Here is a 23,269-nt window from a genome sequence, read left to right on the forward strand (position 1 = left end):
ATGGGAAGCCGATAATGACGAACCTGCAAGCCAAGCCTATTGCTTGGCTTGGCCACATGATAGTCACTGTTGGCCAAAGATCAGATTCATATTCAGCTCACGGGCTAATTCCTTGATATTGTTGTGGTCATTGACTTCTCGAATGATGACCATATCGGGATGCTGCTTCCGTGAGATATGTGCGATGACTCTCCCCCATTAAGAATGTTCCAGAGCAGAATGCATACGCTTTGAGCCGAAGAGGTGGCGAGAGATGTGAAAGCCTCTTCAACAGGCCTACGAGAACGGGTAGTGAGTGGCGTCGAGGAAGGCCACTCCTGGGAAGGAATGGTCCATCGCTTTGGAGCGACTCATATGACTATCAAACAGTATACGAAACAGCTCCAAGGAACTGAGAATCTGGTCCCCAAGCCTCTTCCGGGGCTCCAGACAGTCAAAGAAGAAGCTTTACGAGCAGGATTATGAAGCCAGTGAGAAGCCAATGGGAACACAACGTCGGAAGAACATTGCCTAGATGGGAAGTCTCCTTGGGCTGCGGGTAAGCGCAGCAACCATAGGCTGTGCCATCGAGAAGTTGAGCAGGACGCGCAAAAAAAGATCCTGGTGGCCACCGAGCGCGACGAGGAGACTCGAACCGCTTGGAGAATCTACGCAGGAGAGGAACAGCGAAGAGATCGACTGTTTGTTGATGTGTGGAACGCACATCACGCTGACGCCGCTTTCCATTCGCTCACCCCAAGAGATGTGAGCCTCTGGCCATCATAGAAGCACTATCACCTTGGTCGCCTTGCTTTCTGTCAACGGGATGGGGGAGGCATTCATCCTGGATGGTGCTGTGACTGTTCGTGCATATGCACGGTACGTTGAGCAGGTTCTGGCTTCTCCAGCTTACAGTTAGAACAAACAGAGGTCATGGCTAATCTGCGTACTCATCAAACAAGGCCCACGTATTCGTGAGGTGATTGAAGCGAAAGAATGTTCTCTCTGGTACTTACTTCCTCCTTTACCTGCTCTTCTGCCGATTGAGCTTGTCTCGTTGCTAAAAGGCCTCTGCCAGACATGCAGCCCTAGATGATCGTGCCAGGCTGTCATGATAGAAAGGGACATAGATGTCCGTAGAAATTCTCTGTCAAGTTGTTTCTGTGCAGACCGTGCGGTCGGGCCACACGCTTTCCTCTGTTAAGGAGATCACCGTGCCAACTTGAGCAAATGGTGAGCTGCTCCTGAGGAGCACTCACCCTGCGTTGTGATGTACCGGCTCTTTTATATGAGAGCAGCAGTACGATGTCAAGCTCCTAATTGGAAAAAATCTTGAGGGATCGCGGGTAAATCTGGAGGTGACTTGAAAAAAGGCAATACCAAACTAAGCCCACCCTACTTTGCATTTTGAATATTTTACTTAAATACAAAGAAATAGGTGGAATAGTTCAAAGTGGTTATGTTAGGCCTTTTGTCGGATCACCTCTTTGGGTTCGTAGAGTCGGTTGGTTCGCAGCAGATAGTTGACCAACCGCACCAATTTACGAGCTGTAAGCGCAAGGACACGTTTTTCGGCGTATTTCGCCGGATCCGCTTTCTTGAGGCTGTAGTACTGTGCAAATGCGATGTCGTGCACCTGGACACTCTTTGCGGCTTCCGTGAAGTAGTACTTCAAGTAGCGGTTACCAGACTTAATAACGTCATGCGGTGTAGACCGACGCAGGTGTCCGATAACCCAGCGACTGATGCGGTCGGTAATGATAGTAGAACTCGAAGTACCGATGGATGCCGCGGTGCGCTTCTTTGGGCGAAGCGTACTCTTGCAAGTAGACTTCCTCGTATTTCAAGCTGCGCCAGAGTCGCTCCGTAAAAAATATTATCCACAGCGCGATTCTTGCCATCCATACTGATGCGAACTTCGCTGGTTTTGAGCAGTTGAATGTATTCCGTGCTGGTGAAATGGCTGCCTTGATTGCTGTTCATAATTTCGGGCTTGCAGCAGCTCTGCACCCGGCTGACGGTCTCGAAGACAAAGGGCAGCTCCAGGCTCTGATCCAATTTCCAATCGATCACATAGCGTGAGAACCAGTCCAGAATGGCGACCAGATACATCCAACCGCTTTGCAGCCGGATATACCTAATGTCGATCTCCCACACCTGGTTCACGCGGTCAATAGACAAGCCGCGCAGCAGATGCGGATAGATGCGATGCTGCGAATTGCGTTTGCTCAGGTTCGGGCGGGATAGATCGCAGCCAGTCCCATTTCTCGCATGTACTTCTGAACAGGATTGCGATGGCCTTCACTTCCTCGCGATTCAGAATCGCCGCGATCCGCCGGGATCCCAGAAACGGATGCTGCGTGTAGATTTCATCAATCCGGTGCTTGATGCGAAATTCCTCCGGGGAGGGACCGGCTTGTAGTACAGATGGGAGCGATTGAGGCTGAGAATGTCCGTTTGAGCGGTGACCGGGAGCTCTATGCTTTGCCAATCCAGCATGGCCAGACGCTGTTCACATGCCTGATCCGTAGCCAGATTTTTTTTGATCCACTTTTCTTAGTCCATTATAATGGCAACACAGCGTTGTAGATTCCATTGGTGTACAAGTTACGTTGCAGCAATGGACGGGATCAACCTGGATTGATTTTTACCGTAGCCTGAAAACGGTCAATCGTCCGAGGTAGACTACCTACCCCTCTTCATAAATACATCTTACATATTCCGCAACTTATTAGGAAAATAAAGCCGTCGAATCTTGCTTCCGAGGATCCCAGCCTTCCTTTTTTTCCCATACAAGCTCTCCAGCTCTGTAAGATGAACGAGAGCTTTTACATTATGCCGCGTATACTCCGGGTACCCCTCTTGTCCCTTGAACGCTTGATCCAAATAAAATAATACTTCGAGAAGTCGGACGCAGCGAACGAAAGGAACGATTCGTTGCAGCTCTTTTGCCGGAACGGGTCCGTCCGCCAACTTGTAATGCCAGATAAAAGCGTTTGCCTTGTCCAAGTCTAGCTTGTGATCGTCGGCGTTATGGCAAAACTCCCAAACCGAACGAGCCAGTTCGTAGACGAACCATTCTTTCGCGCATTCATCCCAATCGATAATGGCCGTAATTTCACCGCGATTGTTCGTCAACACATTTCCTGGGTAAAAATCCCCGTGTATAAAACCCGCTTACGAAGCCCGGGTCGTTTTCCCGCAGTTGTTGCACCCATTGCTGCATCTCCTCTTTTTGAGCCTGAATGAACTTCCTTTCCCGGTGAATGTCCAGCATACATCGTTCTTCCATCGGCGAACGCGGCTGATTGTTTTCCCATACGCGTTCCTTGTCAAAAAAAAATGATGCCCCAGCAAGGCCCAGTTCCACATCGGATTAAGGTTCCAGTTCAAATCGCATAGAGGTTGATGCCCCGGCTTCTGGGGAAAATCGGGATATTGCAACGATACGCCATGGAGCAGCGCCAACATTTCGGCGGCATTTCTCCTAACCGATTCGCAATCGGGATTGTGGGGCCCCTTCCATAAAAGGAAAAAGCGTTATCCATTTATTGTTGCAGGAAATAAAAGTGTCGCCGTTCTCCGCGGGAACCGGAGCCGGGACTTCTTGGATATGGGGATGCACGACGGCCATCAACCGATGCTCGTATTGCAGCCGATTCAAGCTTGTGGTCGGATGACTGATTCGCAGGACATAGCTGGCCGTTCCCGTCTCGAGTTTCAATACCGTGTTCCAGTATCCTCCTGTTAGTCTGGAAACATGAAGGATATCGCCTATTCGATAGCGATTTCGGACCTCCGCCAGCTGTTCGGGATACATGGGCTATCTGCCTCCTTCCGGAAATCGATTTCAAATGGACCGACGGTCCGGAAGTTCGTTACTGCTCTTGCGACGTCGCCGGATCCGTCGCTTCGGTAACCAACGTTTTCTTCAACAACCGTTCGTCATCCTTCGTGTAACCGCAGTTCTCGTAGGTACGTATAGCAGCGTTGTTCCGTTTGCCCGTCAACACTTTAATCTCGGTAACCCCGCGCGCTTTCAAATTTCGTTCCAGACAAGCGACTAGAGAAGTCGCGATCCCCTTCCTTCGAACGGAGCTTTCCACATACATCTCGGTGATTTCGCCCAGAAGCTCGCGGTAACAAAACGACTTGTAGCTTTGGGCGCAACCGAATCCGACTATCTTCCCGCCCATTTCCGCGACGGCAATCAGTTCGGTGCTCGTTCGCATACTTTCCTCGATTTCGGCGGCAGGTCTTCGGCCCCCACCGTTAAACCGTTGATTAAGAGTTGAGAGCTGTTCCGCATCTTCTTCTGTCGCCAATCTAGTTATGATTTCCAACTTAATTACCCCCTCCCAAAACGGTTCGCAAGCTTCCAGTTCAATTTGCCAGTTTCAACGCGGCGATGGTTGAGACTATTCCAACCATACACCACATACGCATTCTGCTCCGCGGCTCATGGAAAAAAATCATTCCGCCAGGTGCAGCTCCTAAAGAGTCGATTCCGGTCCAAACTGTATATGCGACGGATAGCGGTATTTCTTGCATCGCTTTCGTCAATAGGCTAAAACTAACGAGAATCCCCCGTTTGACCTCCTCCCCCGGCTCAAGCATGGGGGATTTTCACCCTCACGGGCGGGCTTTCCTGCTTCGACGAGGCGTGCCCGCTTTGGTTTTCACCGCATCGGGTCTTACCGCCTCTCCACAGGCTGACACCGCCAGCCCGGCGGCCACCATGTTCTTTGCTGCGTTGATATCACGGTCATGATGGACCTCACATGCAGGGCACGTCCATTCACGCACATCAAGCGCTAAGGCGTCGAGAAGATGCCCACAAGCGCAACAGCGCTTCCTGGATGGGTACCACCGATCCATCTTGACGAGGGTTCGACCATACCAGTTCGCTTTGTATTCCAATTGGGACACCCACTCCGGCCATCCGACATCGCTGATCGCTTTGGCGAGTTTCTCGTTCTTGACCATGTTTTTGACTGCCAACGTCTCGACGCAGATCGTTTGGTTTTCACGGATCAATCTTGTCGAGAGTTTCTGCAGGAAATCACGGCGTCGATCAGCGATCCGGGCATGAATACGAGCCACTTTCTTGCGAGCCTTGTTCGATCCCTTTTTCTTTTTCGCGTGTCGTCTTTGCGCTTTTGCCAGCTTCTTTTCGTCTTTGGCGAAGCATTTGGGATTGCCGACCATTTCACCCGCAGACAAGACCACCAGGGACTTCAAGCCAAGATCAGCACCGACAGACTGGACAGAGGGAGGCAGGTGTTCACTGTCCTCTTCTACCAGGATGGAGATAAAAGAGCGCTCAGCACTATCTTTGGAGACGGTGACACTGGAAGGCTTACTGCCATCAGGCAAGGGACGCGACCATCGAATGTCAAGCGGCTCGTTCATCCTGGCAAGAGTGATCATCCCATTGCGCCAGACAAAGGCATTGCTGGTATAGGTCGCGGATTGCTGATGGCGCTTCTTTTTGAATGTGGGACACTGAGCACGTCCCTCAAAGAAGGTGATGAACGCCTTCTCCAGATGACGCAAACGTTGTTGCAGGGAAACAGAAGAGGCGTCGTTCAGCCAGGCATACTCATCTTGCTTCTTCAAAGCCGTCAGCATCTCGCTCAGATCTTTGTAGTAGATCCACTTGTGCTCGTTGTAGGAGGCATCGGTCTTCTGACGCAACGCCCAATTGAAGACAAAACGGACACAGCCGAAGGTGCGAGCAAGACGATGCTTTTGCTCATCGGTTGGAGAGATGCGGTACTTGTATGCTCTCTTCTGTTTCATGCGTTACATGGTAGCACCTATGGTGTAAAACATCAACAGTATCTCCCCCACCCCATCCGCCAAACAAGGACGGGTGCTTTCATCCCCCGGAGAAATCCAGGGGGGCCCGCGCCCGTTCTATAATCTGTTACGCCTGGCTGCCATTGCCGAGAAGCTGAGTGAACATCCACCGGGGTGAGCCGTGGTGCAGGCTGCCCTCGCGCGAGAGCTAATCATTCCTGATCCAGAGGAGTTTATTGTCCTGCCGGGGCTGGGTGTACAAGCACGGATCGAGGACAGTGAGGTCGTCGTTGGTCGCCCTCGGCTGCTCTCTGAACAAGGCATTGCCGTAGAGGAGGAGGTCGCAGCCCGCGCGAAGAACCTGGCTGCCGTAAGGCGCACTGTGATCCTGGTCGCGCACAACAATCAAGTTGCCGGGATGCTGGTTTTGGAAGATACGCTACGGGAAGACTCTCGTTCAGTGGTCGCACGGCTCAAGAAATCGGGCATCCGCATGATCCTGGTGACAGGGGATAATGTCGTGACGGCTGAGCGAATGGCGGGAAAACTGGGCATCAGCGAAGTTCATGCCGAAGTCCTGCCTGCGCAGAAAGTAGAGATCGTCAAGCAGCTCCAGGCAAGCGGACACCACATCGCCTTTGTCGGAGATGGTGTTAATGAAAAAACTCTTCGGGGAATGTTTTGAACATGGCTGGGGCAAATACAAGTTGCGGGGACAGGATGAAGTATGGCTGGATAGTGATGCATTCTGTTTCTGTGTGAATTGCTCTCAACAAGCGAAGTCGGATGAAGAGCGAGTGCGCTTCCTTGAAGAGGCAGTAGGGTATGCCCTGCGTGGACCTTTTTTGAAACATCAGGAGGTGTGGAGTTGGTTAGGGCCGGTGCGCGTATGTATTGCTGATGGTTGGGTCTATTGTGTTAAGGAGTTGAGCCGCTGTTATGAGCGGGCAGGCAAGTTGAAGGAAAAAGAGGATTTCTTGCGTGCAGCGCGTGTAAGCTATCCTGACCAAATGCTCTTACAGGAATATCTTATCAGGCATTTGTGGGAGCACGGAAGAGCAGCGGAAGCGATCGATGTGCATACTCAATTTGTACAATCTTTACAAGCAAATGCTGAATATGATATACATAAGAAGGATATGCTTGATCGTTTGCTTGCATCTCTTGAAGAGAAGAAACAAAGTCGAGAAGAAGTGGTCATCTTGGAAGGGAGAAGTTCTTTCTCTTTTCTAGGTGCCGCTTCTTCTTTTTCATATGTTGGTCACTCAGAGAACCCACACGATTTCTTTTTGGAGTTGGAGTCGCATGTGAATACACTCATGTTGTTTCACATGCCGCCGCTGTTTATTGGTAGTTCGGATGTTCTTTCGTTGGTAAAAGAAACTCAGATAATCCTTCACCGGGAGATGTCAATGGTGTATCAGGATTTTCCAGAAAACATGTCAGAGCCGCGCCGTCAGTTTTTCAAGAAAGTTGGAAAACTTCTGGCAGCGAGTATGATGCTGGCAAATATCTATGATGTCAGCGATCGGCAGTATCGCGAACGGTTGCCTCTTGTTTCTGGGTTGGTTGCTAGTTGCTGGCACACGCTGAATGAAGGGAATTTTGCTCAAACTCATGAAACAGCCAGGCAAGTTCTTCCTTTTCTTCAGAATATGGTTTGTTCAACATCAGGAACACTTCAGCAGAGTGGAGCATTCTTGCTGGCTCAGGTCTGTCTCCTTCAGGGCTTGCTTGTCTATCATCAGGGTCGATTGCAGGAGCGGGTAGGATATTGCCATAATGCGGTCGAATATGCCAAACTTTCGGGTGATACTCGATTAGAGGCGGCCTGTTACATTCATCTTGCGAATGCGCTCTGTTTTGGCATTCCTGTTTCCCCTGGCAGGGAGGCATTTCTCCCGAAGGCACTTGCACTGTTCCAGCGGGCAGTTGAGCTGAGTCAGAATGGGGGCACTCATTTCCTGCGCGCCAAGTCATTGGCGGAGTATGGATCAGCACTGGCGGCCGCAGGGAATGAATATGAAGCCAATCGTCATCGGGATCAGGCGTTTGAAATATACTTTGGAGGGGAAATCAGTCAAGAACCGCCCTATCTTGCGAGCGATTTTGGCCCTGGGCCATTGACTCTTCAGACGATGATCACCTGGGATCAGCTTGCAGAGCATGGGAAGAAGTCGTACTACAAGCAGGTTGAAGAGAGCTATGATGAGTTTCTTCGGTTGCGAGTTCAAGTTCCAGAACGTTTTGCTCTGGAGATGCATAACTATCTGACAGATGCGGTGTTAGCGCGTGGTGAGCTCGATCGTGGTGTCTATATGTTGACACAGGGCTATCATGGGGCTCAACATCTCAAGAGTACAAAGCGTCTGCTGGAAGTGCAGCGCATCCATACGAGGGCGCAGGAACAATTCCCTTTGTTAAAACAAAAGACGGATTTTGTTACCCTGGGCCAAGAGCTTGCTTTGGTCCAGGTAAAGTAGTATGAGCTGGAGCCATACTACTCCAGCTCATTCAATAGGAAGTCTGGCGAGGGTTCTGAAATCCTCGCTTTGCTTTTTAGTATAGAGTGTCAATCATTCTGTGTCAATATAGGCTGTGGCTTCTCTTTTTTGTTATGTGAATATTTTGATTGTTGTTATCCTGTTGTAGAAAGCATTGAAGGAAATGTTTTCTTCTGTATTTTTTTTGTTGTAGCCTCTTTTTCGGCTTTCTTCTGCTCTCGCTGTCTGCGTTCGTCTCCTATCTCCTCAAGAAGATGCCTCTGAATACAGGTCCAATCCAGTTTCTCAGGAGGCGTATAGATCCTGGTTATACGTAGTGCCATATCGAGATCATGCTCGCAGTATCGTTTTACCTCTTTTAAGAATGCCGGATGATTGAGTTGCGCAGGGATATTCTGATCGAGAACGTTGCGAACAAATTGTTCTCGCAGGCGGTAGATTGGCTGATAGCTGGTCATATTGTATTCTGCCCGCCAGGTATAAAAATTGGGATATCCGTTGTATTCCTGTCCTGCTCTGTTCTCGCTATACTTGCGTAGGCAAAACAGGATGACAGATATCGTGACAGAGTGGATGTCATTTTCAAATTTGAGGTTAGGAAATGGCTGTACGAATCGTTCATAAGCATAGAGGAAAGAAAGGAAGTCTTTTTCCTTTTGGGTACGAGGAACAGAAAGATACTTTCCTGGTAAAATCACATAGATCATGCCTCCTTCTCTGAGCATAGACCAGGCGTGCATCACGTGTTCGATATGTACCGAAAAGGGTGGATTCATCAGGATGATGTCATATGGTGATTCCGGATGGTAGTTTAGAAAGTCGCGGCCAACTGGCGTATAGCCCTTCTCGGTACAGAGGGTGTATCGACTCCGATCGAGTTCGCAGAAGTGGTACTGTGGTACTTCAATAAGGATGGGATAGATGGTTTCTCTTTCTTCTCTGTTTCGTTTGTCGATGAGCTGTTTGATTATATCGAGCCAACGTCCATCACCTGCCGATGGTTCAAGGATTCTAAGGTTCTTGCGACGAAGGTGATCGGAGATAAATTTTATCTCATCCTTAAGGATCTCTTCGATCAGGGATGCTGGAGTTGCATAGTATTCTGTTGGATTCCATGCTTTGGATCTTTTGTGTCGCATCCAGGTACTCCTTTTCCTCAGCAATTAGCGTGAGATAAAAAAAGACCGGTGCATCCTGAGCAGGATGGCCGGTGCCGTGGGTGGTGGTGACTCGAAGGTTCACTTATTCAGTGAGCGCAGTTCGAGCCGGGGTAATGAGCGGATCGCCATGTAACTTTCTTTGACAATAGAGGTAGAGAGCGGCGCGGTCCTCTGGATGTAGTTCCGTCTCCCGAAATTCCATCCTTTCTTCATCACAGGCAATATTACTTTTGCCTGCGTACTGCTTAAGCAGTTTTTTTGTCGGTTGGACCAGAACATGTCCGCGAAACTTGAGTCGATCATCCCAGTCGGGATAAAATGCCAGTAATGTACAGTCTTCATAGATCTCTTCCCCGATGAGATGTCGCTTCCCACTGGCAGAGGTGCGCTGTTTTTTGCCTAGCGAAATGCGAACAGAGGCGTCTGTCCGCAGGATGATATTGCCGTCATCACTGCGGACAAAAATGCGACTGGTTTTTCTTAAGGGTGTGGGGAAAGATATATTAGCTGGAAGCTGCCCCATAAGCTGCATCTGCCGCATCTGTTGTGCCGCCTTGATAAAGCCGAATTCCTCGATGGAATGAGCTATCCACTCATTTGCATATTTCTGTATGGTATCCTGCTTGTCTGGAAACATGTCCTCTAACTCATGCATCAGTGATAATCCATCGTCTTCTTTCGCCATTTTGATCGCGATGACGTGGCCGGACTGATCGCAGGTGGCTTGTAGAGAGATTGGGTACTCTGTCTCGCCAAGTTCATTATCTTGTCTCTGAAGCCTATTGTATTGGTAATAGCGCTGCCCGGTTGCAGAATCATGCCAGCTCTTCAGTAGAAGGCTTCCTTGCCTCACTTTTTCTTCATCAGGAGAGGGAGGCCAGAAAATGTGTAGGTGACATTGTGCTCTGTTCTCGAAGTCTTCGCGCCGTTCGAGGATGGTTGCCAGTTCGCGCAACCGATGCAGGAATGGGGGCGAGTCCTGTTCCAGAGGATAGCGTGAAGGTCGCGCGTTGCTGTGTCCTCCAGGCTCCCTCTAAGCAGGATGCGAGGATCGCCGAGCTCGGCGATGGCTTCTCGATTTTCTGCTCTCCCGTCAACAAACACGACCTAGGAAACCGGTTCTCCCTGCTTTTCTGTTGTCTGAATAAGGCGCTGCACTTCGCGAGCCTTCTAGGCAGATGTTTTCATGAAACGGTCGCCTGTATCTATTTGTCCGTCAGGGTCTTTCTCGTCGGTTCCGTAATATTTGAAGACACAAGGCCGAAGGAGATGGTGCTCTGATAACCATTGCTCTGTTGTGTTCTTCATTGTATGTGGGCGGCTGGTGAGATAGATGATCCGTGCTCCTCGTGTCTCTAGATGTTCGATCAGTTCTCGGGCCTGAGGCTCCGGAGTATCATGCTTTACCAGGTCCGAATCAAATAACCTTCGATAAAAGATATTATTTCGGTGTCGTCCTGTAAAGTGATTGGCGTATTCGTGGGCCAGCCGTGAACGTTCACGGCTGTTGACCACCAGCGGTTGCGCACTTTCGTTAGAGTCTAACTCAAGCAGGATCAGAATCATGTATAATCCCTTCATTTACGGAGATCTACATCGGTGTAAAGTTCATCAATGTCAATTTCGAGGTCGAGAAAATCGATTTTAATGCTTCCAGCAGTGTATATTTCTGGTTCCCAGTTCTTTTGACGAGTGTACACCTCCACCTCTACTCTATCCTGATGTACTAAAATATATGTGTTAAAAGTTTCGGATTTTTTATATCGTTCAAATTTCTCAGTTCGGTCAAACTTCTCAGTACTCGGAGAAAGAACTTCGACAATCAGTTCTGGTGAACGAATTCTCAAAGATGTTTTGTCGCGGTAATCGTTTACGTCACACGTTACGACAATATCGGGGACGCTACTAGGTTCTCCCGGCATGATAACATATTGTTCCATATAAACTCTACAAGGACCACTTCCTTTTAGCTGACGACGAAGCTGGAGGTACATGTTGCCAGAGAGGTCTGCATGTGCAGGTGAAGAACCTGTCATATCGACGATGGTTCCTTCTCCGCTGGCTGGATCGTAATGCATAAATTCGTAGTGCCGTTGTGATTCTCCCTTGATCAGGCGCTCAAAAGCGTCGTATGTTGCTTCAATTCTTCCCTCATGCTCAGAGTAGTCTTGGTAGCGGTTATGCTGTGTCATTTGATGATTTCTTCCTCATCACGACTGTCGTTAGACTGATTCTACGCTTTCTTTCTCTTCTATACTACTATATAGTATACTGCTGTGAGGTGAGAATTCTCTCTTCTCATAGGAGCAAAAAAGTATCGCTCTCTAGAAAGATGAGCGATGCTTTTTCTTTTTGTCGGTTCTCAGCTCTCGCTGAATTTTAAATTACCGGAAAGCGGCAGAAGGCCGCTGGCTTCAGCCAGGGGGATGGATGGCGCAGGAAGCCAGCAGCGGCAGGACGTTCCCCTTCGCTTGACAGAAGACAATCGTTGTGCGAGAATACACGAAGATAGTGAGGACGAACAAGGAGCAAGGGATGCTGATCTACGAAGACAAGCTCGATGGGTCGAAGGCGCAATTCGCCGCCATCGAGGAAGCCATCCGCACCACCCAGTTCATTCGCAATACGTGCCTGCGTCTCTGGATGGATGCACGTGGCGTCTCCAGGAATGACCTGCAGCACTATTGTGCTGTGCTGGCCAGACAGTTCCCTTTTGCGCTCTCTCGCAACTCTCAGGCCCGGCAAGCTGCCGCTGATCGGGCGTGGGCTGCCATCGCCCGCTTCTACGAGCACTGTCGCCTCAAGACACCCGGCAAGAAGGGCTCTCCTGCCGTTCCAGCATGTTTGTCGCAGTGTCGAGGACAAGCAGACGGGCTGGAAGCTGGATCCTGATGGGGGCACCTTCGCTTCACGGATGGTTGTGGACATTGGTCGGCTGCGCCTCATCAGCTCTCGTGACAGCATGACCTTTCCCCTCTCACAGATCAAGCGGGTACGGCTGCTCCGGCGGGCTGATGGCTCTTCTTGTCCATTTGCGATGGCGGCCACGCGACGCGTTGAGCATCAGCCCTCGGGCAAGCAGATAGGCATTGATCTGGGGCTGCGTGCCTTCTTCACTGACTCCGAAGGCCACACCGTGGCTCCTCCTCAGGATCTCCGCAAGGCGGAACAACGGCTCAAGCGGCTGCATCGTCGGCTCTCGAAGACGCAGAAGCGCAGTCGCAATCGGCGCAAAGCCCGTCAAGCCCTCAGCAAAGCGTCTCTCAAGGTGCAACGGCAGCGCGAGAACGTCGCCAGGAAGACGGCGAACGCGCTTGTCTCGTCTCACGATCCTCTTTGCCTACGAAGCCTTACAGATCCGCTATCTCGTCAAGCATCGTCATCTGGCCGGGAGTATCGCTGATGCGGCGTGGGGTCGCTTCCTCTGGTGGGTCAGGTATGATGGCACGCTGCATCGTATTCCGGTGATCGGGGTGGAGCCAGCCTTTACGGCCCAGGAGTGTTCTCATTGTGGGCAGCGGGTCAAGAAGAGCTTGCGTGTGCGTACGCATCTGTGTCCCGGCTGTGGGCTGCTCCTCGACCGCGATCACAACGCCGCCTTGAATATCTTGCACAAAGCGCTACAGGGTACCATCGGGCAGACGGGAACCGACGAGGAGGTCTCGTCGAACGCTTCTGGACAGCCTGCCGCTACGCGTCGTCGCACTGGGGCGCCGCGCAAGCAGGCTGGATGAAGGAAGAATCTCCGCCCTTCAGGCCTGGGGAGTGTCAATTTGGAGAGTCACTGCACCCTTCAATCCTTCTCTCAGGCACGCAATATCTGGATAATGCGCCGTTGTACCCATCGGCCCGTGACATCATCGGAAAGCAAAGTACCGCGCTCTATCACACCAGAGCGGGAGGGCTATTCACTCTCTGAGAAGCTTGTTCTACCAGAGCGATAAAAGCATCCGCGTCACAGCAGAAAATATCCTGACTATGCAATCTGGTGCCACCAGGTTGATCTCTGAAAAAAAGAAGATCTCTACTCAGAGCAGGATGAATCGTCTGGTTCATCAGCTGGAGTTGTATGGTTTACCGTCTTCAGCGCGGCGCGGTTTTCTTTCCTGCGTGTACAGCAAGCATCCGATCTGCACGGGAGGAGCAGCGATGATTTTCTGCGCTGTCTCCTCACCAAACCGTTTGCGTCGTAGATCCATCGTTTCCCACATATCCCGGAGCCAATCGCAGAGTATGGCAATCTCTTCTGTATCACCGCATTCAGTAGGCAGCGTTGAGAGGATAGAAGAGCGGCAAGGGATGTCAGGGATGCGGGAAAGCGTCTGGTTGTAGATGGCCAGGCCCTGCTGTTCTCCGACAAGAGCCTGTACCTGTCCGAGAAGCAAGCCCAAGCGCTCAGCTTTCGCTTGATGCGTACTTTCTCCAGCGGCTAACCCTGTCAGGCCCAACGTTGCCGCAGAATATGTTGCTTCAATTTCTCTCCGTAAATGGACAATGTCACTTGTCATCTCATCGCTCCTTCTATTCAGAACATCCCTGAAGTGTCATCCTTAAACAATACTGAGAATGAAATGAAAAGCAATTTAAAACTTCTTAAACGTAGAATATGTTATAAAGCAAGCGTGAGATGTGGAAATATATCTGCTTGCTTTATGATTCAGAAAGCGATAGAATACTCTCTATAAGAGTTACTTATGACTGAGTGGAGAGGTGTATTTTATGAGTCAGATGTCTCGCTATGGCAAGTATTCCCCCGGTAAGTATGGCTTCCCACATATGGGAGAGGTGATTGCTGACTATCGCCAGCGGGCAGGATACAGTCAGGAGGAATTTGCTATCGTTTGTGGAGTGGAGAAACCAACAGTCGTTTACTGGGAAAGGATGGAGTATCTAGCAGATATGGACAGACGGATTTTTCTTTGTAAATTACTGGGGATAGCCCCCGCTCTCTTAGGACTGAACTGGCGTAACCTGGTAGGTGAAAGTCAGAAAGAGACTCTTGACTATATAGCTTCCTTTGAAGCTCTAGCGGAACAATGCAAAGAAAATACATACGGCATATATGAAGATTATCTTACCATATCATATACTTCACCCTATAAATTTACTCCCATATACGCATACAGGCTTTTTAAGCATCAACAGGATCTTGAGAATTTCGCAAAGACTGCGCCTGCAAGTGAAGTAGATAGTTGGAAAGATTTGTTGAGCCGATACTATCAGTTTTCTTCCCTTATTGCACAACATCATGAGAAACGAGAGCAGGCTTTAGCACTTGCTACTGAAGCAGTGGAACTTGCTGAAAACCTCGATGCAGATAGAATATGTACAGCGCTCTATAGACTGGCTAGAGTATATCTTATACAAGAAAGGTATACTATGGCTAAATCAGTTATTGATGAAGCAATCAGTAAATACGGTAAAAATGTGAGAATATCACTGAAAGGGAATATGTACTTACTGGCAGCAGAAATCAATACTCTATTCGCTGGAAATAGCCCAAAACAAAGGGGTATATGCAGGAACTGGCAGTCACAAGCTCTTACCATTGTCCACAAAGGAGGCTTAGAGGAAGATGAAACTTTTTTACATTTCAATCTCTACGCGGTACATCATGAACGAGCAAAAACGCTATCTCGCTTCTCTTTGTTTCATACATCAAATAGTGAGTTAGTAGAACTGTTAAAGAATCCATATAAACGTGCGGATCGAAAGACACTAAGCGAAGCAGAAGACGCATTAAATCTAGCAAGAAAGCATATCAGTACAAGCAAACATACTCGATTCATGCATTATACTCTTACTGAGTCTCGAATGCGTCTCATAGGGAAAGAACTAGAAGAAAGCGCAAGGTCAGCAAATAATGCTCTTAAAATAGCAAGAGAAATAAATTCAAATCAAGGTATAAAAGATGTAGAAATAATTTATTCTATGTTATCAGATATAGAACCAAATAATCCATATGTTCGCCATTTAGGCGTCAAGTTAGGATACTTTCCTCCACTGCTTCAAAAACGAAGCGGCACCGTCTAAAGGTGCCGCTATACAGAGCTACACACTCAGATGATGAAACATCTCGGCATAGGTGAGCTTATGTTCAGCCCCCGCTACGATAGCCCTATATTTTACCCTTTCTACTATGTCGAATCCTCTTATTTGGCTTGCATGACATTGTGAGGCCGCTATTTTTTTCTCCAGAACGGAACTAATATCAACCCAGTGGTTTGGTTTATCGGTCGGGAAAAGATAAACCTGTTGTATGTTGTGGGGAGAAATGCCGTTTGTGAGTTGTTCAGGGAAGTAAAGGCGACCACGAGCACAGGCTAATGCGTCAAGCGCACAGATGCCCACTGCTCGATGATCGGGGTGAATTTCACCACGCCGCCAGGGATCGAGCGTAAAGAGCACATCCGGCTTCCACTGCCGAATCACATGAGCAATCTCACGCCGGAGCTGCATAGTAGGCTCGACCTCACCATCAAAATACCCATCCAGGAACGTGACCATCTCGACTCCCAATATCTGAGCAGCCTCACGCTGTTCTCCTTCCCTGATTCGAGCGACCTCATCAGGTGTCAAGTCTCCCTCATCATCTCCTTTCTCACCGCGAGTGACAAGAAGATAGTGAACGTGACAGCCTTCCTCAACAAGGAGCGCCACTGTACCAGCAGCTAAGAATTCCGCATCATCCGGGTGCGCCAGGACAAACAATAGACGTTCACCACCAGGAGGCAGTAGGACGCGTGAAGCCATTTCGTTCCCTCTTTCTAGCTCATGGTAAGAATATGCTAATTGACTACAGTATATCATCTTGTACTGCTGAAAGAGAACTTGGCATCTCGATATGCCTCCACATCTGACACGTCCTTATTGCCGTAAGCTTGCCCATCTCCCTTATTTGCTCAAACGGCTTGCGGCAAACGTCCGTGACCCTCCTTAATTTCTTTTCGCCCGCTCCAATGCCACCCATCAAGCTGAAAAAACGCGGAGGCTGGAATAATCCGGTGCCCTGCGTGTAGGATTCACGACGATCAAGGTGAATCCTGCAAGCTATCCTGCCTGAATGCTTATTCATACATTTGCATGCCGCTCTGGCACACGCGATAATCCTGTGCCTCATCCATGATGACCTGTCTCACCAGCTCCCGATCATGCAAACGCGAGACAATCCGATGGTCTATCCCCTCCAGCGCCATCCGGTTCGAGGTGATCACCGTTGGCAACATCGCGTTGTAGCGATGATTGAGCAGCTGAAAGAGCTTCTCATTGGCCCAGGGTGTCCGATGCTCCGCGCCCAGATCATCGAGCACCAGCAGCTCCACCTCCCGGACGCGCGCAAACAGCTCATCATAGGTTGTCGGCGCATTGGGCGCAAACGCTGCGCGCAAATGGTCCAGCAGATCTGGCACCGTTAGAAATACCACGCGTTCCCCGGCCGCCAGCCGCTCATGCGCAATCGCCACTGCCAGATGTGTCTTACCACAGCCATAGGACCCCAGCAACACCAACCACCCACTTGGCCGTTCGGCATAGGCGAGCGCCGCTGTATAGGCCTCTGTCACTCCCGGCACACTCGCATCAAAGCGCTCAAAGGTCGCTTGCCTGTACCTCGGCAACGTATCCAGCCGCGAGAGCTCTCGCAACAGGGCTGCCTCCCTTGCGTGTTGCACTTTGCGCGTGCATACGCAAGGGAGGGCTTTGCCAAACTGCGGATGTCCAAACGGAACCTCCCGCCGCACAAATCCGATGCCCCGGCACTGCGCACAGTGTTGTGTGGGGGTCTCCTGCTGTTCCTGCACAGGTAATTCCACTTTCACCTGCGGGGGGCAGGTCCGCCATGTCGATCGCGCCAATAGCGCCCCGAGCGGTTCTAGCCCTCGATCTCGTTGTTTCATCCTCATGCACTCCTTCTCTGCTGTGCTTCACGCGGGCTCATCCCTTTGATGAGTCGTAGCCCCTCTACGGCTTTGCTCACCAGCACCTCTCTCGCTTCGCTGGCTGGCGTCTTCCAGCGCAAGCACACCTGCCACCCGCACTCGGTTGGCTGTGCCGCGCTCTCCAGATGCAGCCCCAGGGAAGCCGCCTGTTGCGCCAGGATCGTGGCCAGTTGCTGAGCTTGTCGCTGCGTCAGCCCGCTCGAGTGCTGTGGTTCCTCTCCTCGCATCTCACCACGCATCAAAGGTTGCTCACCCGGCTGCGAGACACAAGCAGGCTGTTCCCGCCCTTTTGCGACAGCTGCCGCCCGCTGCCTCGCCATCACCGCGTAGGGGATCTGCTCTTGCACCTGCGACGGGCAAGAGCGCTCCACAGGCACCCGGAGCCGCAGCTTCTGCTGCTTGAGATGCTCCAGAAAGGCATGAACTCGATAGCGTCCATGCGAATCCCGATGCACCAGATCATGCACATGCACCTGTTCCCCCTGATGCGTGCGCCGCCAGTATGCGTCCGAGCCATGCGTCCATGCGGTCTCAATCTCCTGCAAACTGACCTTCGGTTCCAGCGTGAGCAGGCGCGTCGCCGCCCGCAGTTCGTGCCCGCGTTGCTCCCGCGAATACCCCTTTCCCCGCAGTCGCTCTACCAGCGTCACCACGGCCTCAGCTTCGACGGATCTAGCATGCAAAACGGTTGAGCCTGGGGAACCTATCTCACTCGCTTCGGCTTCAGCTGGCTGTATGGTTGAGGCTGGCAGCGCTTTCCCGGCCATACCAGGGACCGGCACGGTTTCTTGCTGAACCTCAGCAGCAGTAACGACAGGGGGTGCAACACGAGGAGAGAGCGGGGCCTGCTTTCCCTGGTCCCCCTCGACGCCTGGTGCGGCAGAAAGCGAAGAGCGCTTCATACTCGTGCTTGTTCTGCCGCTTGGTGCTTGAACACCAAGCCCATCATCCAGGAGATAAACAGCAGCAGCACTTTCTCTCTCTGTTCGCTCCGTCTGATGAGTCGTCTGCACGGAAGCTGCTTCTTTTGGCTCTTGCTTTTCTCTTTCTTCTTCTTTTTTCTCTTTCTTATATGGGCGCCACTGTGGAAGGGGGGTGCCGCCATTTTGGAAAGAGGCATTGTCATTTTGGAAAGGGGGCCCACCCTTGTGGGAAAAGGCGTCTCCATCATGGACAGAGAAGCCGTCAACGCTCTCGCTCATCTCTTCCTGCCAGAAGAACTGATGCGGTTTCGCCATGTGCGGCAAGGCATCGAGTGCCTGCTGGATTGCCTCCACCTGGAGCTGATAGCGCGCTCGGCCCAATGGATCCCCTGGCTCCTGACGCACCTGCACATACCCTCGCTCCGTGAGCCGCTTGAGTGCCCGCCGCAGCGTCGTCTTACTCATCGAGAGCGGCTGTCTCGCTCCTCCCACCTTCGCCGTATCAAACTTGTAGAGGCGCGAGAGTAGCTGGGCCTGCGAGAGCCGCACCCACCCCGACGGCTCCGGCGGCACAGCACGGCCGATTCGTTGGATTGCAGCAGCTTCCTGTCGCCAGCGCTGTCGCTGATACTCAAGCTCACCTTCCAACACCCGCAAAATCTGGGCCTCCAACTCATTTCGGGTCAGCAGCACATACTCCAACCGCACCATCAAAAACACGCCATACGGAAAGCGAAACAGGCTTGTGCGTTCCATGCATCTTCTCCTTTTCTGGTAGTGAGAGCATTGGAGTCGAGTCGATGGCTTCCCCTCTCTTTTGCGAGAACATATCCTGTGTGTCAGTGTCATGGCGGTATTCCATCGCTCTAGGAGCGGACGAACTCCCATGTCTGGTACTTCTCTTGCCGGGGGAAGGCTCTCTTTCCTCATGCTTTTCGTAAAAATCTTTTTCTTGTTGTACAGAATGATTCCGGTTCTCGCTCGGAAAGAGTCCGGAAAATGCCCTGAAAAGGCTCTTCCTTTTCTCTAGCACTTTTTAGTATGTTGTTGTGTGATTTGCTAATGTCATTGTTTTTACGAGAGTAACAAGGATAATGCAGGAAGAAATGGGGGTACCCTTCTTTCCAGGGATTGCTTTTTTCATTTCTTTTGCGTACAATATGAGGAAGTAGAGAGCTGTACTTATTTTAGCAATTACTATTTATCTTTGCTAAAAGAGGATATTGATGGATTTTCCAAAGTATTTATTGCCTACCATTGCTCCATTGCCTAAAGCTTTTGCTGTGCATATTTTAGCGTTTATGTGCAAGAAATATGAAAGAAAGAGCGAAAAAGATATCCTTCACTTTTTTCTCAAAAGTTTGCAGGAAAAGAGATCTATAGTCTATAGATTTGCTCATCCCTTTGTACTTAATAGGAACAAAAATGTCCCCGTATTTGTCAAGCTCTCTACTGAGTGGCTGAAGAAAGCATTATATGAAAATGCGCCAGAGGCTCTTTCGGAACATGAGAGACGCGTTCCAGCTTCTACATATTCCTATTGGGTACGATCAGGATACATTTTACATGATGGTTTCGGTCGCCCAAATCCCCATAGTGCTGCTGCTGTGCTCATGATGAGAATGCTTATAGATGAGCCCTGGAGATTATTTCCTGAAGCTGTTCCGGAACATGAGCGTTTTTGTTGGGTGCAGCTTACTCCCAAATCGGCTCCTTTTGTTTGCCAGATCACTATGCTTGAGCATTTGCCTCCATCCGCGTTAGCCTGGAGTCCCTGGGCTGGAGAAGCAAGCTGGGAAGGGAGTTGGGAGCGTATTGGGGACTTTGGATCTATCCGTTTTGCTGGATCCAGATGTGTTGATGGGCGCCTATGGTGGACACTGCAAGAGGCAGATTTATGGAGCTGGGATCCGGATATTCGCTCTCATGTCCCTGCCTTTCCCGGGGATGAAGCAGAGCTTTTTCAAGCCGCGGCTCGTTTCAGCTTACATCGCTTGGCCAAACATCGTTTACCTTATCGCTTTTTGGAAGGAGAAGAGCATGACAGAGTATGTTGATTATTTTAATCAGGCGAAAGCCGCTCAAGAGCAGACACGTTTGGTGCTTCAAAGCCAAATGCTTGATAAGAGCCTGGGGAGTATGCTTGCCGTCTTACCTGAGAAGGAACAAGAACGTATCCGGGATATTGTTGACATTGGTTGTGGGCCCGGGACGACCCTTATAGGGGAGGCTATCGCACATCCAGAGAAGCGCTTTACTGGAATAGATCGGGAAGAAAGTATGATTACGTACGCGCTTGCGCGTATGCACGCGAGTGACCTTCATAATATTCAATTTCTCACTGGCGATCTTCGTCAAGCATGGCCCTTTGTAGATGCCTCGTTTGATATGATTTTTGGGCGCCTCATTTTTGGCTTTATTCATAAGTCCCATTACACTACGTTTTTGCAAGAAGCATACCGTGTTCTTCGTCCAGGTGGATATCTCCTCTGGTGGGAGACAGATTTCCATCTCTACACAAACAGCCAAGCTCTGGCCAAACTGTATGCTTTGGGCAAGTTGGCCTTTTTCAGGCGAGGGGTCGGACTGTCCGTTGATTGTTTAAATATCAGTTCCTCTTTAGTAAGGTGGTACAAACAAATTGGTTTTCATGATGTGAAATGGCAGATCAAAACAGTTGATTGTAGTGCCGGTACCCAATTCCGGGAGCAATTTTATCAGGATCAGTATCACTTTTTTTCGATGTTCAAAGATTATTGTAAGGAACAAAAGGTAATTAATGATGCTCCCCATCCTGACTATGAGGTCACTCAAGAAGAGTATGATTCCCTCGTCGAGAAGCTTGAAAGCGAAATGCTTTCAAATGATCACGTTGCATTTTTTAATTTTATTGTGACATATGGAAGAAAACCAGAGAAAGGAGTATGAGATGTCAAGCAAGGCTGTGGTTTCCCAATTAGTGGAGGCCTGGAATGCAAATGATATGGTTCGCTTTTATGATTGTTTTGCGGAGCATTGTGTCTTTCATTCGTTAGATGATTTTGGCCTTCCCCCGACGCTAGCCGGGTACCGGCAGATTATTTCGGCTTTCGTTGCGGGTTTCTCTGAACGAAGGATGACGCTTCTCGAGCTTGTTGCGCAAGACGAACGAGTTGCGGTGCTGGTAAGGGAAGAGGGGCGTCATACCGGGCCCTGGCAGGGCATCGCTCCAACGAACAAGCGAGTGCAGTTTGAGGAAGCGGCCTTTTATCGCCTGGCGCATGGCAAAATTGTCGAGTGGCGGCTGGTTGCCAATCCGGCTCAGCTTCTGCACCAACTCCGCCCCTGACTCCTGGAGAGAGGTCTTCCCTCTCTCTTGTTCACACACGCATTGTACTTTCGCCATTGGAAGAGGGATCTTGGATGTATCAACGAAGGACAACAAAAAAATGTGCACAGAATCCGCGTATTCACCACTTTAGCTTGCAAGGATTACCAGCAGGCCATACGTTGGCCTTGAATCTGGATTTGGGGACATTATCTTACCTGGTGTATGAGCATGACACGCTTCGTTTACTGGCACAGGAATATTTTTGTCCCTCAGAGCTGAGTGTGCTTTCTCCCTTATTGGAGCAACATCCGTATTTTTGTCCGTATGAACATCTCTATGCCTGCTACTATTATAGTTCGACCCTGCACGAAGCGATAGAGCGCGCCCGGCATCTTCTGCTGAAGGCGGCGGAAGAAGGAAAATGGGACCAGGAAATTCGACCGATTCGCGACGCGCTCTCTCGTACACGAATAAAGTTGCGGAGTCTGGGCTTAGATGTTTTGACGTTGCATCAGATGGGCTACCTGTTGCATTGTAATGTCGCCTGACATGTTCTCATGTTGTAGAGGTGTACAGATGAAGCAAGCCATTCTTGTGGAAACGAATGCTCCTCTCACTGCTTCCCAACGCTTGATGGCAGGGCTTGTGTTGGTGCTGGGCGGGAGCTTGCTGGTGCTGTTTTTTTTCCCGACGACGCTCCCCCAACCGGGGACCCTGCGCTTTTTGCAGACGGTCCAGGGGAGCAGTTGCGTAGAGGTGACGCTTCAGGCGCTTTCTCCCCCCCACCATCAGTACTTTCTCTGGCTGTTACCAGAGAAAGGCGATGATACACGAAAAGCAATATTGTTAGGCTCTTCAGGACAGACGGTGCACCTCAAGCGTTGTCTTGCCCAGAGCAATCTCCTGGCATCCTATAGCCGGGTGCTGGTGACAGATGAGGAGGGTGGGATGCCCACGGCCCCCACATTAGATTCACGTCTGTGGCGATATGAGGGGGCTTTTCCTGATACGGCAGGGGGGCAGCGCTTTAGCGCACTTGATCATTTGCGTCATCTCCTGGCTGAAGAACCTACCTTGAAGCAGCTTGGCCTGGATGGAGGATTTGCCCTGTATCTTCAGCATAATGCAGCCAGGGTAGATGAGTGGTCTCGGATGGCTCAACAAGCCCATGAGGAGAAACAGATTCGCCAGTTTTTATACCAGAGTATCCAGTATCTGGATGGGACCGCGTTTGCCTGGAAAGTCTTACCGCCCGGGACACCTGTGTTTGTTGGGAGTGAGGGACGGCTTGGGCTGTTGGAAGAAGCTGATCAGGAACTCCCGGGCTATTTGAATCATATTCGAGAGCATGTCCGGGGGATGAGTGAAGCGCCGGGTGTCTCAGTGACGCAACACGAACTCGCCCTGCATCTTGATGACATGATTCGGAGCGAACTGATCCCGGCCTATCAGCAGATACGAGGACGTGTCCTGGCCCTTTTGCAGATGGAAACGTTGGGAACGCCTGAAGCAAGAGAGGCCCTCGCGCAGCTTGCTGCAACGGCTCATGCTGCCTACGCGGGTAACGGCAAAAGCGGAAGTATCACGAGCCTGTGTGCCCAACTACAGCAACTGGCGACAATGGATATTCTGCCTGTCTAAGGAGGAGGGTATC

22 protein-coding genes and 2 pseudogenes are annotated in these 23,269 nt (G+C 50.5%); 9 read left to right on the forward strand and 15 right to left on the reverse strand.

The window, feature by feature from the left end; translation table 11 throughout:
• Nucleotides 1-1,441 precede the first annotated feature (1,441 nt).
• From EI42_RS21530 to EI42_RS21560, 7 genes and pseudogenes are all read right to left on the reverse strand, one after another.
• Nucleotides 1,442-1,615 carry a hypothetical protein gene (locus EI42_RS21530; protein WP_174843952.1) on the reverse strand — a complete coding sequence of 58 codons (174 nt, stop codon included), beginning with the start codon at nucleotides 1,613-1,615 and terminating at the stop codon, nucleotides 1,442-1,444.
• 64 nt (nucleotides 1,616-1,679) lie between these two features.
• A pseudogene (locus EI42_RS34715) lies at nucleotides 1,680-2,529 on the reverse strand (IS3 family transposase); the annotation flags it as partial.
• A gap of 162 nt (nucleotides 2,530-2,691) precedes the next feature.
• Nucleotides 2,692-3,147 (reverse strand): phosphotransferase, encoded by a 456-nt coding sequence (locus EI42_RS21540; RefSeq protein ID WP_111324707.1) that lies wholly within the window; start codon nucleotides 3,145-3,147, stop codon nucleotides 2,692-2,694.
• Between the two features lie 319 nt (nucleotides 3,148-3,466).
• On the reverse strand, nucleotides 3,467-3,799 hold the full coding sequence (locus EI42_RS21545; protein WP_111324708.1) for a phosphotransferase: 333 nt from the start codon (nucleotides 3,797-3,799) through the stop codon (nucleotides 3,467-3,469).
• A gap of 58 nt (nucleotides 3,800-3,857) precedes the next feature.
• Complete coding sequence (locus EI42_RS21550; RefSeq protein WP_111324709.1) at nucleotides 3,858-4,322, reverse strand: GNAT family N-acetyltransferase; 465 nt, start codon at nucleotides 4,320-4,322, stop codon at nucleotides 3,858-3,860.
• Between the two features lie 40 nt (nucleotides 4,323-4,362).
• The gene (locus tag EI42_RS34720) at nucleotides 4,363-4,596 is read right to left on the reverse strand and encodes a DMT family transporter (RefSeq protein ID WP_111324710.1); all 234 of its coding nucleotides are present in this window, start codon (nucleotides 4,594-4,596) and stop codon (nucleotides 4,363-4,365) included.
• A 15-nt stretch (nucleotides 4,597-4,611) separates the two neighbouring features.
• A complete protein-coding gene (locus tag EI42_RS21560) occupies nucleotides 4,612-5,781 on the reverse strand; it encodes an RNA-guided endonuclease TnpB family protein (RefSeq protein ID WP_111324711.1) in 1,170 nt (389 codons plus the stop codon).
• A 184-nt stretch (nucleotides 5,782-5,965) separates the two neighbouring features.
• Here EI42_RS21560 and EI42_RS21565 point away from each other — a divergent pair, with 184 nt between their 5' ends.
• On the forward strand, nucleotides 5,966-6,466 hold the full coding sequence (locus EI42_RS21565) for an HAD-IC family P-type ATPase (protein ID WP_170142810.1): 501 nt from the start codon (nucleotides 5,966-5,968) through the stop codon (nucleotides 6,464-6,466).
• Nucleotides 6,467-7,187: 721 nt separating this feature from the next.
• Nucleotides 7,188-8,264, forward strand: coding sequence for a hypothetical protein (locus tag EI42_RS32025; protein ID WP_211326300.1), 1,077 nt, complete (start codon nucleotides 7,188-7,190; stop codon nucleotides 8,262-8,264).
• A 155-nt stretch (nucleotides 8,265-8,419) separates the two neighbouring features.
• On the opposite strand, the gene EI42_RS21575 is transcribed toward EI42_RS32025, so the two are convergent.
• The 4 genes from EI42_RS21575 to EI42_RS21590 all read right to left on the reverse strand — a co-directional run bounded on the left by EI42_RS21575 (nucleotide 8,420) and on the right by EI42_RS21590 (nucleotide 11,637).
• Entirely contained in the window at nucleotides 8,420-9,448 is a 1,029-nt protein-coding gene (locus EI42_RS21575) for a DNA methyltransferase family protein (protein ID WP_211326301.1), read from the reverse strand.
• Nucleotides 9,449-9,527: 79 nt separating this feature from the next.
• Nucleotides 9,528-10,298, reverse strand: coding sequence for a hypothetical protein (locus EI42_RS21580; RefSeq protein WP_137686341.1), 771 nt, complete (start codon nucleotides 10,296-10,298; stop codon nucleotides 9,528-9,530).
• A gap of 317 nt (nucleotides 10,299-10,615) precedes the next feature.
• Nucleotides 10,616-11,026, reverse strand: coding sequence for an LNS2 domain-containing protein (locus EI42_RS21585; protein WP_137686342.1), 411 nt, complete (start codon nucleotides 11,024-11,026; stop codon nucleotides 10,616-10,618).
• On the reverse strand, nucleotides 11,023-11,637 hold the full coding sequence (locus tag EI42_RS21590) for a Uma2 family endonuclease (protein ID WP_111324717.1): 615 nt from the start codon (nucleotides 11,635-11,637) through the stop codon (nucleotides 11,023-11,025). Before EI42_RS21590 ends, EI42_RS21585 begins: the two co-directional genes overlap by 4 nt.
• Nucleotides 11,638-11,980: 343 nt before the next feature.
• Here EI42_RS21590 and EI42_RS34965 point away from each other — a divergent pair.
• A pseudogene (locus EI42_RS34965) lies at nucleotides 11,981-13,179 on the forward strand (RNA-guided endonuclease InsQ/TnpB family protein).
• A gap of 321 nt (nucleotides 13,180-13,500) precedes the next feature.
• Here the strand turns inward: EI42_RS34965 and EI42_RS21600 are convergent.
• Complete coding sequence (locus EI42_RS21600; protein ID WP_111324718.1) at nucleotides 13,501-13,953, reverse strand: hypothetical protein; 453 nt, start codon at nucleotides 13,951-13,953, stop codon at nucleotides 13,501-13,503.
• Nucleotides 13,954-14,164: 211 nt separating this feature from the next.
• On the opposite strand from EI42_RS21600, the gene EI42_RS21605 reads away from it, so the two are divergent.
• Nucleotides 14,165-15,478 carry a helix-turn-helix transcriptional regulator gene (locus tag EI42_RS21605; protein WP_111324719.1) on the forward strand — a complete coding sequence of 438 codons (1,314 nt, stop codon included), beginning with the start codon at nucleotides 14,165-14,167 and terminating at the stop codon, nucleotides 15,476-15,478.
• Between the two features lie 18 nt (nucleotides 15,479-15,496).
• On the opposite strand, the gene EI42_RS21610 is transcribed toward EI42_RS21605, so the two are convergent.
• The 3 genes from EI42_RS21610 to EI42_RS21625 form a co-directional block, all read right to left on the reverse strand.
• Nucleotides 15,497-16,198, reverse strand: a complete 702-nt coding sequence (locus EI42_RS21610; protein ID WP_170142811.1) for a PIG-L deacetylase family protein — start codon at nucleotides 16,196-16,198, stop codon at nucleotides 15,497-15,499.
• 314 nt (nucleotides 16,199-16,512) lie between these two features.
• Nucleotides 16,513-17,340, reverse strand: coding sequence for an ATP-binding protein (locus EI42_RS21620; RefSeq protein ID WP_111324722.1), 828 nt, complete (start codon nucleotides 17,338-17,340; stop codon nucleotides 16,513-16,515).
• A 2-nt stretch (nucleotides 17,341-17,342) separates the two neighbouring features.
• Nucleotides 17,343-19,061, reverse strand: coding sequence for a MarR family transcriptional regulator (locus tag EI42_RS21625; protein ID WP_111324723.1), 1,719 nt, complete (start codon nucleotides 19,059-19,061; stop codon nucleotides 17,343-17,345).
• Nucleotides 19,062-19,531: 470 nt separating this feature from the next.
• Between EI42_RS21625 and EI42_RS32725 the strand changes: the two genes are divergently transcribed.
• The 5 genes from EI42_RS32725 to EI42_RS21645 all read left to right on the forward strand — a co-directional run bounded on the left by EI42_RS32725 (nucleotide 19,532) and on the right by EI42_RS21645 (nucleotide 23,256).
• The gene (locus EI42_RS32725) at nucleotides 19,532-20,362 is read left to right on the forward strand and encodes a hypothetical protein (protein ID WP_170142812.1); all 831 of its coding nucleotides are present in this window, start codon (nucleotides 19,532-19,534) and stop codon (nucleotides 20,360-20,362) included.
• Entirely contained in the window at nucleotides 20,346-21,233 is an 888-nt protein-coding gene (locus tag EI42_RS21630) for a class I SAM-dependent methyltransferase (RefSeq protein WP_170142813.1), read from the forward strand. The genes EI42_RS32725 and EI42_RS21630 overlap by 17 nt, the downstream gene beginning before the upstream one ends.
• Nucleotide 21,234: 1 nt before the next feature.
• Complete coding sequence (locus tag EI42_RS21635) at nucleotides 21,235-21,633, forward strand: ester cyclase (RefSeq protein ID WP_170142814.1); 399 nt, start codon at nucleotides 21,235-21,237, stop codon at nucleotides 21,631-21,633.
• A gap of 179 nt (nucleotides 21,634-21,812) precedes the next feature.
• On the forward strand, nucleotides 21,813-22,163 hold the full coding sequence (locus tag EI42_RS21640; RefSeq protein ID WP_211326302.1) for a hypothetical protein: 351 nt from the start codon (nucleotides 21,813-21,815) through the stop codon (nucleotides 22,161-22,163).
• A gap of 28 nt (nucleotides 22,164-22,191) precedes the next feature.
• Nucleotides 22,192-23,256, forward strand: coding sequence for a hypothetical protein (locus EI42_RS21645; RefSeq protein WP_111324727.1), 1,065 nt, complete (start codon nucleotides 22,192-22,194; stop codon nucleotides 23,254-23,256).
• Nucleotides 23,257-23,269: the final 13 nt, after the last annotated feature.

The organism is Thermosporothrix hazakensis, assembly GCF_003253565.1.
In the GTDB taxonomy this organism is placed as follows: Bacteria; Chloroflexota; Ktedonobacteria; order Ktedonobacterales; family Ktedonobacteraceae; genus Thermosporothrix; species Thermosporothrix hazakensis.

What these genes read in the sequence shown, in the direction of transcription:
- EI42_RS21560 (WP_111324711.1), bottom strand. Translation starts at nt 5,781, where the DNA reads ATGAAACAGAAGAGAGCATACAAGTACCGCATCTCTCCAACCGATGAG.
- EI42_RS32725 (WP_170142812.1), top strand. Translation starts at nt 19,532, where the DNA reads ATGGATTTTCCAAAGTATTTATTGCCTACCATTGCTCCATTGCCTAAA.
- EI42_RS21630 (WP_170142813.1), top strand. Translation starts at nt 20,346, where the DNA reads ATGACAGAGTATGTTGATTATTTTAATCAGGCGAAAGCCGCTCAAGAG.
- EI42_RS21625 (WP_111324723.1), bottom strand. Translation starts at nt 19,061, where the DNA reads ATGGAACGCACAAGCCTGTTTCGCTTTCCGTATGGCGTGTTTTTGATG.
- EI42_RS21610 (WP_170142811.1), bottom strand. Translation starts at nt 16,198, where the DNA reads ATGGCTTCACGCGTCCTACTGCCTCCTGGTGGTGAACGTCTATTGTTT.
- EI42_RS21605 (WP_111324719.1), top strand. Translation starts at nt 14,165, where the DNA reads ATGAGTCAGATGTCTCGCTATGGCAAGTATTCCCCCGGTAAGTATGGC.
- EI42_RS32025 (WP_211326300.1), top strand. Translation starts at nt 7,188, where the DNA reads ATGTCAATGGTGTATCAGGATTTTCCAGAAAACATGTCAGAGCCGCGC.
- EI42_RS34720 (WP_111324710.1), bottom strand. Translation starts at nt 4,596, where the DNA reads ATGCTTGAGCCGGGGGAGGAGGTCAAACGGGGGATTCTCGTTAGTTTT.
- EI42_RS21600 (WP_111324718.1), bottom strand. Translation starts at nt 13,953, where the DNA reads ATGACAAGTGACATTGTCCATTTACGGAGAGAAATTGAAGCAACATAT.
- EI42_RS21620 (WP_111324722.1), bottom strand. Translation starts at nt 17,340, where the DNA reads ATGAAACAACGAGATCGAGGGCTAGAACCGCTCGGGGCGCTATTGGCG.
- EI42_RS21590 (WP_111324717.1), bottom strand. Translation starts at nt 11,637, where the DNA reads ATGACACAGCATAACCGCTACCAAGACTACTCTGAGCATGAGGGAAGA.
- EI42_RS21585 (WP_137686342.1), bottom strand. Translation starts at nt 11,026, where the DNA reads ATGAAGGGATTATACATGATTCTGATCCTGCTTGAGTTAGACTCTAAC.
- EI42_RS21635 (WP_170142814.1), top strand. Translation starts at nt 21,235, where the DNA reads ATGTCAAGCAAGGCTGTGGTTTCCCAATTAGTGGAGGCCTGGAATGCA.
- EI42_RS21645 (WP_111324727.1), top strand. Translation starts at nt 22,192, where the DNA reads ATGAAGCAAGCCATTCTTGTGGAAACGAATGCTCCTCTCACTGCTTCC.
- EI42_RS21545 (WP_111324708.1), bottom strand. Translation starts at nt 3,799, where the DNA reads ATGTATCCCGAACAGCTGGCGGAGGTCCGAAATCGCTATCGAATAGGC.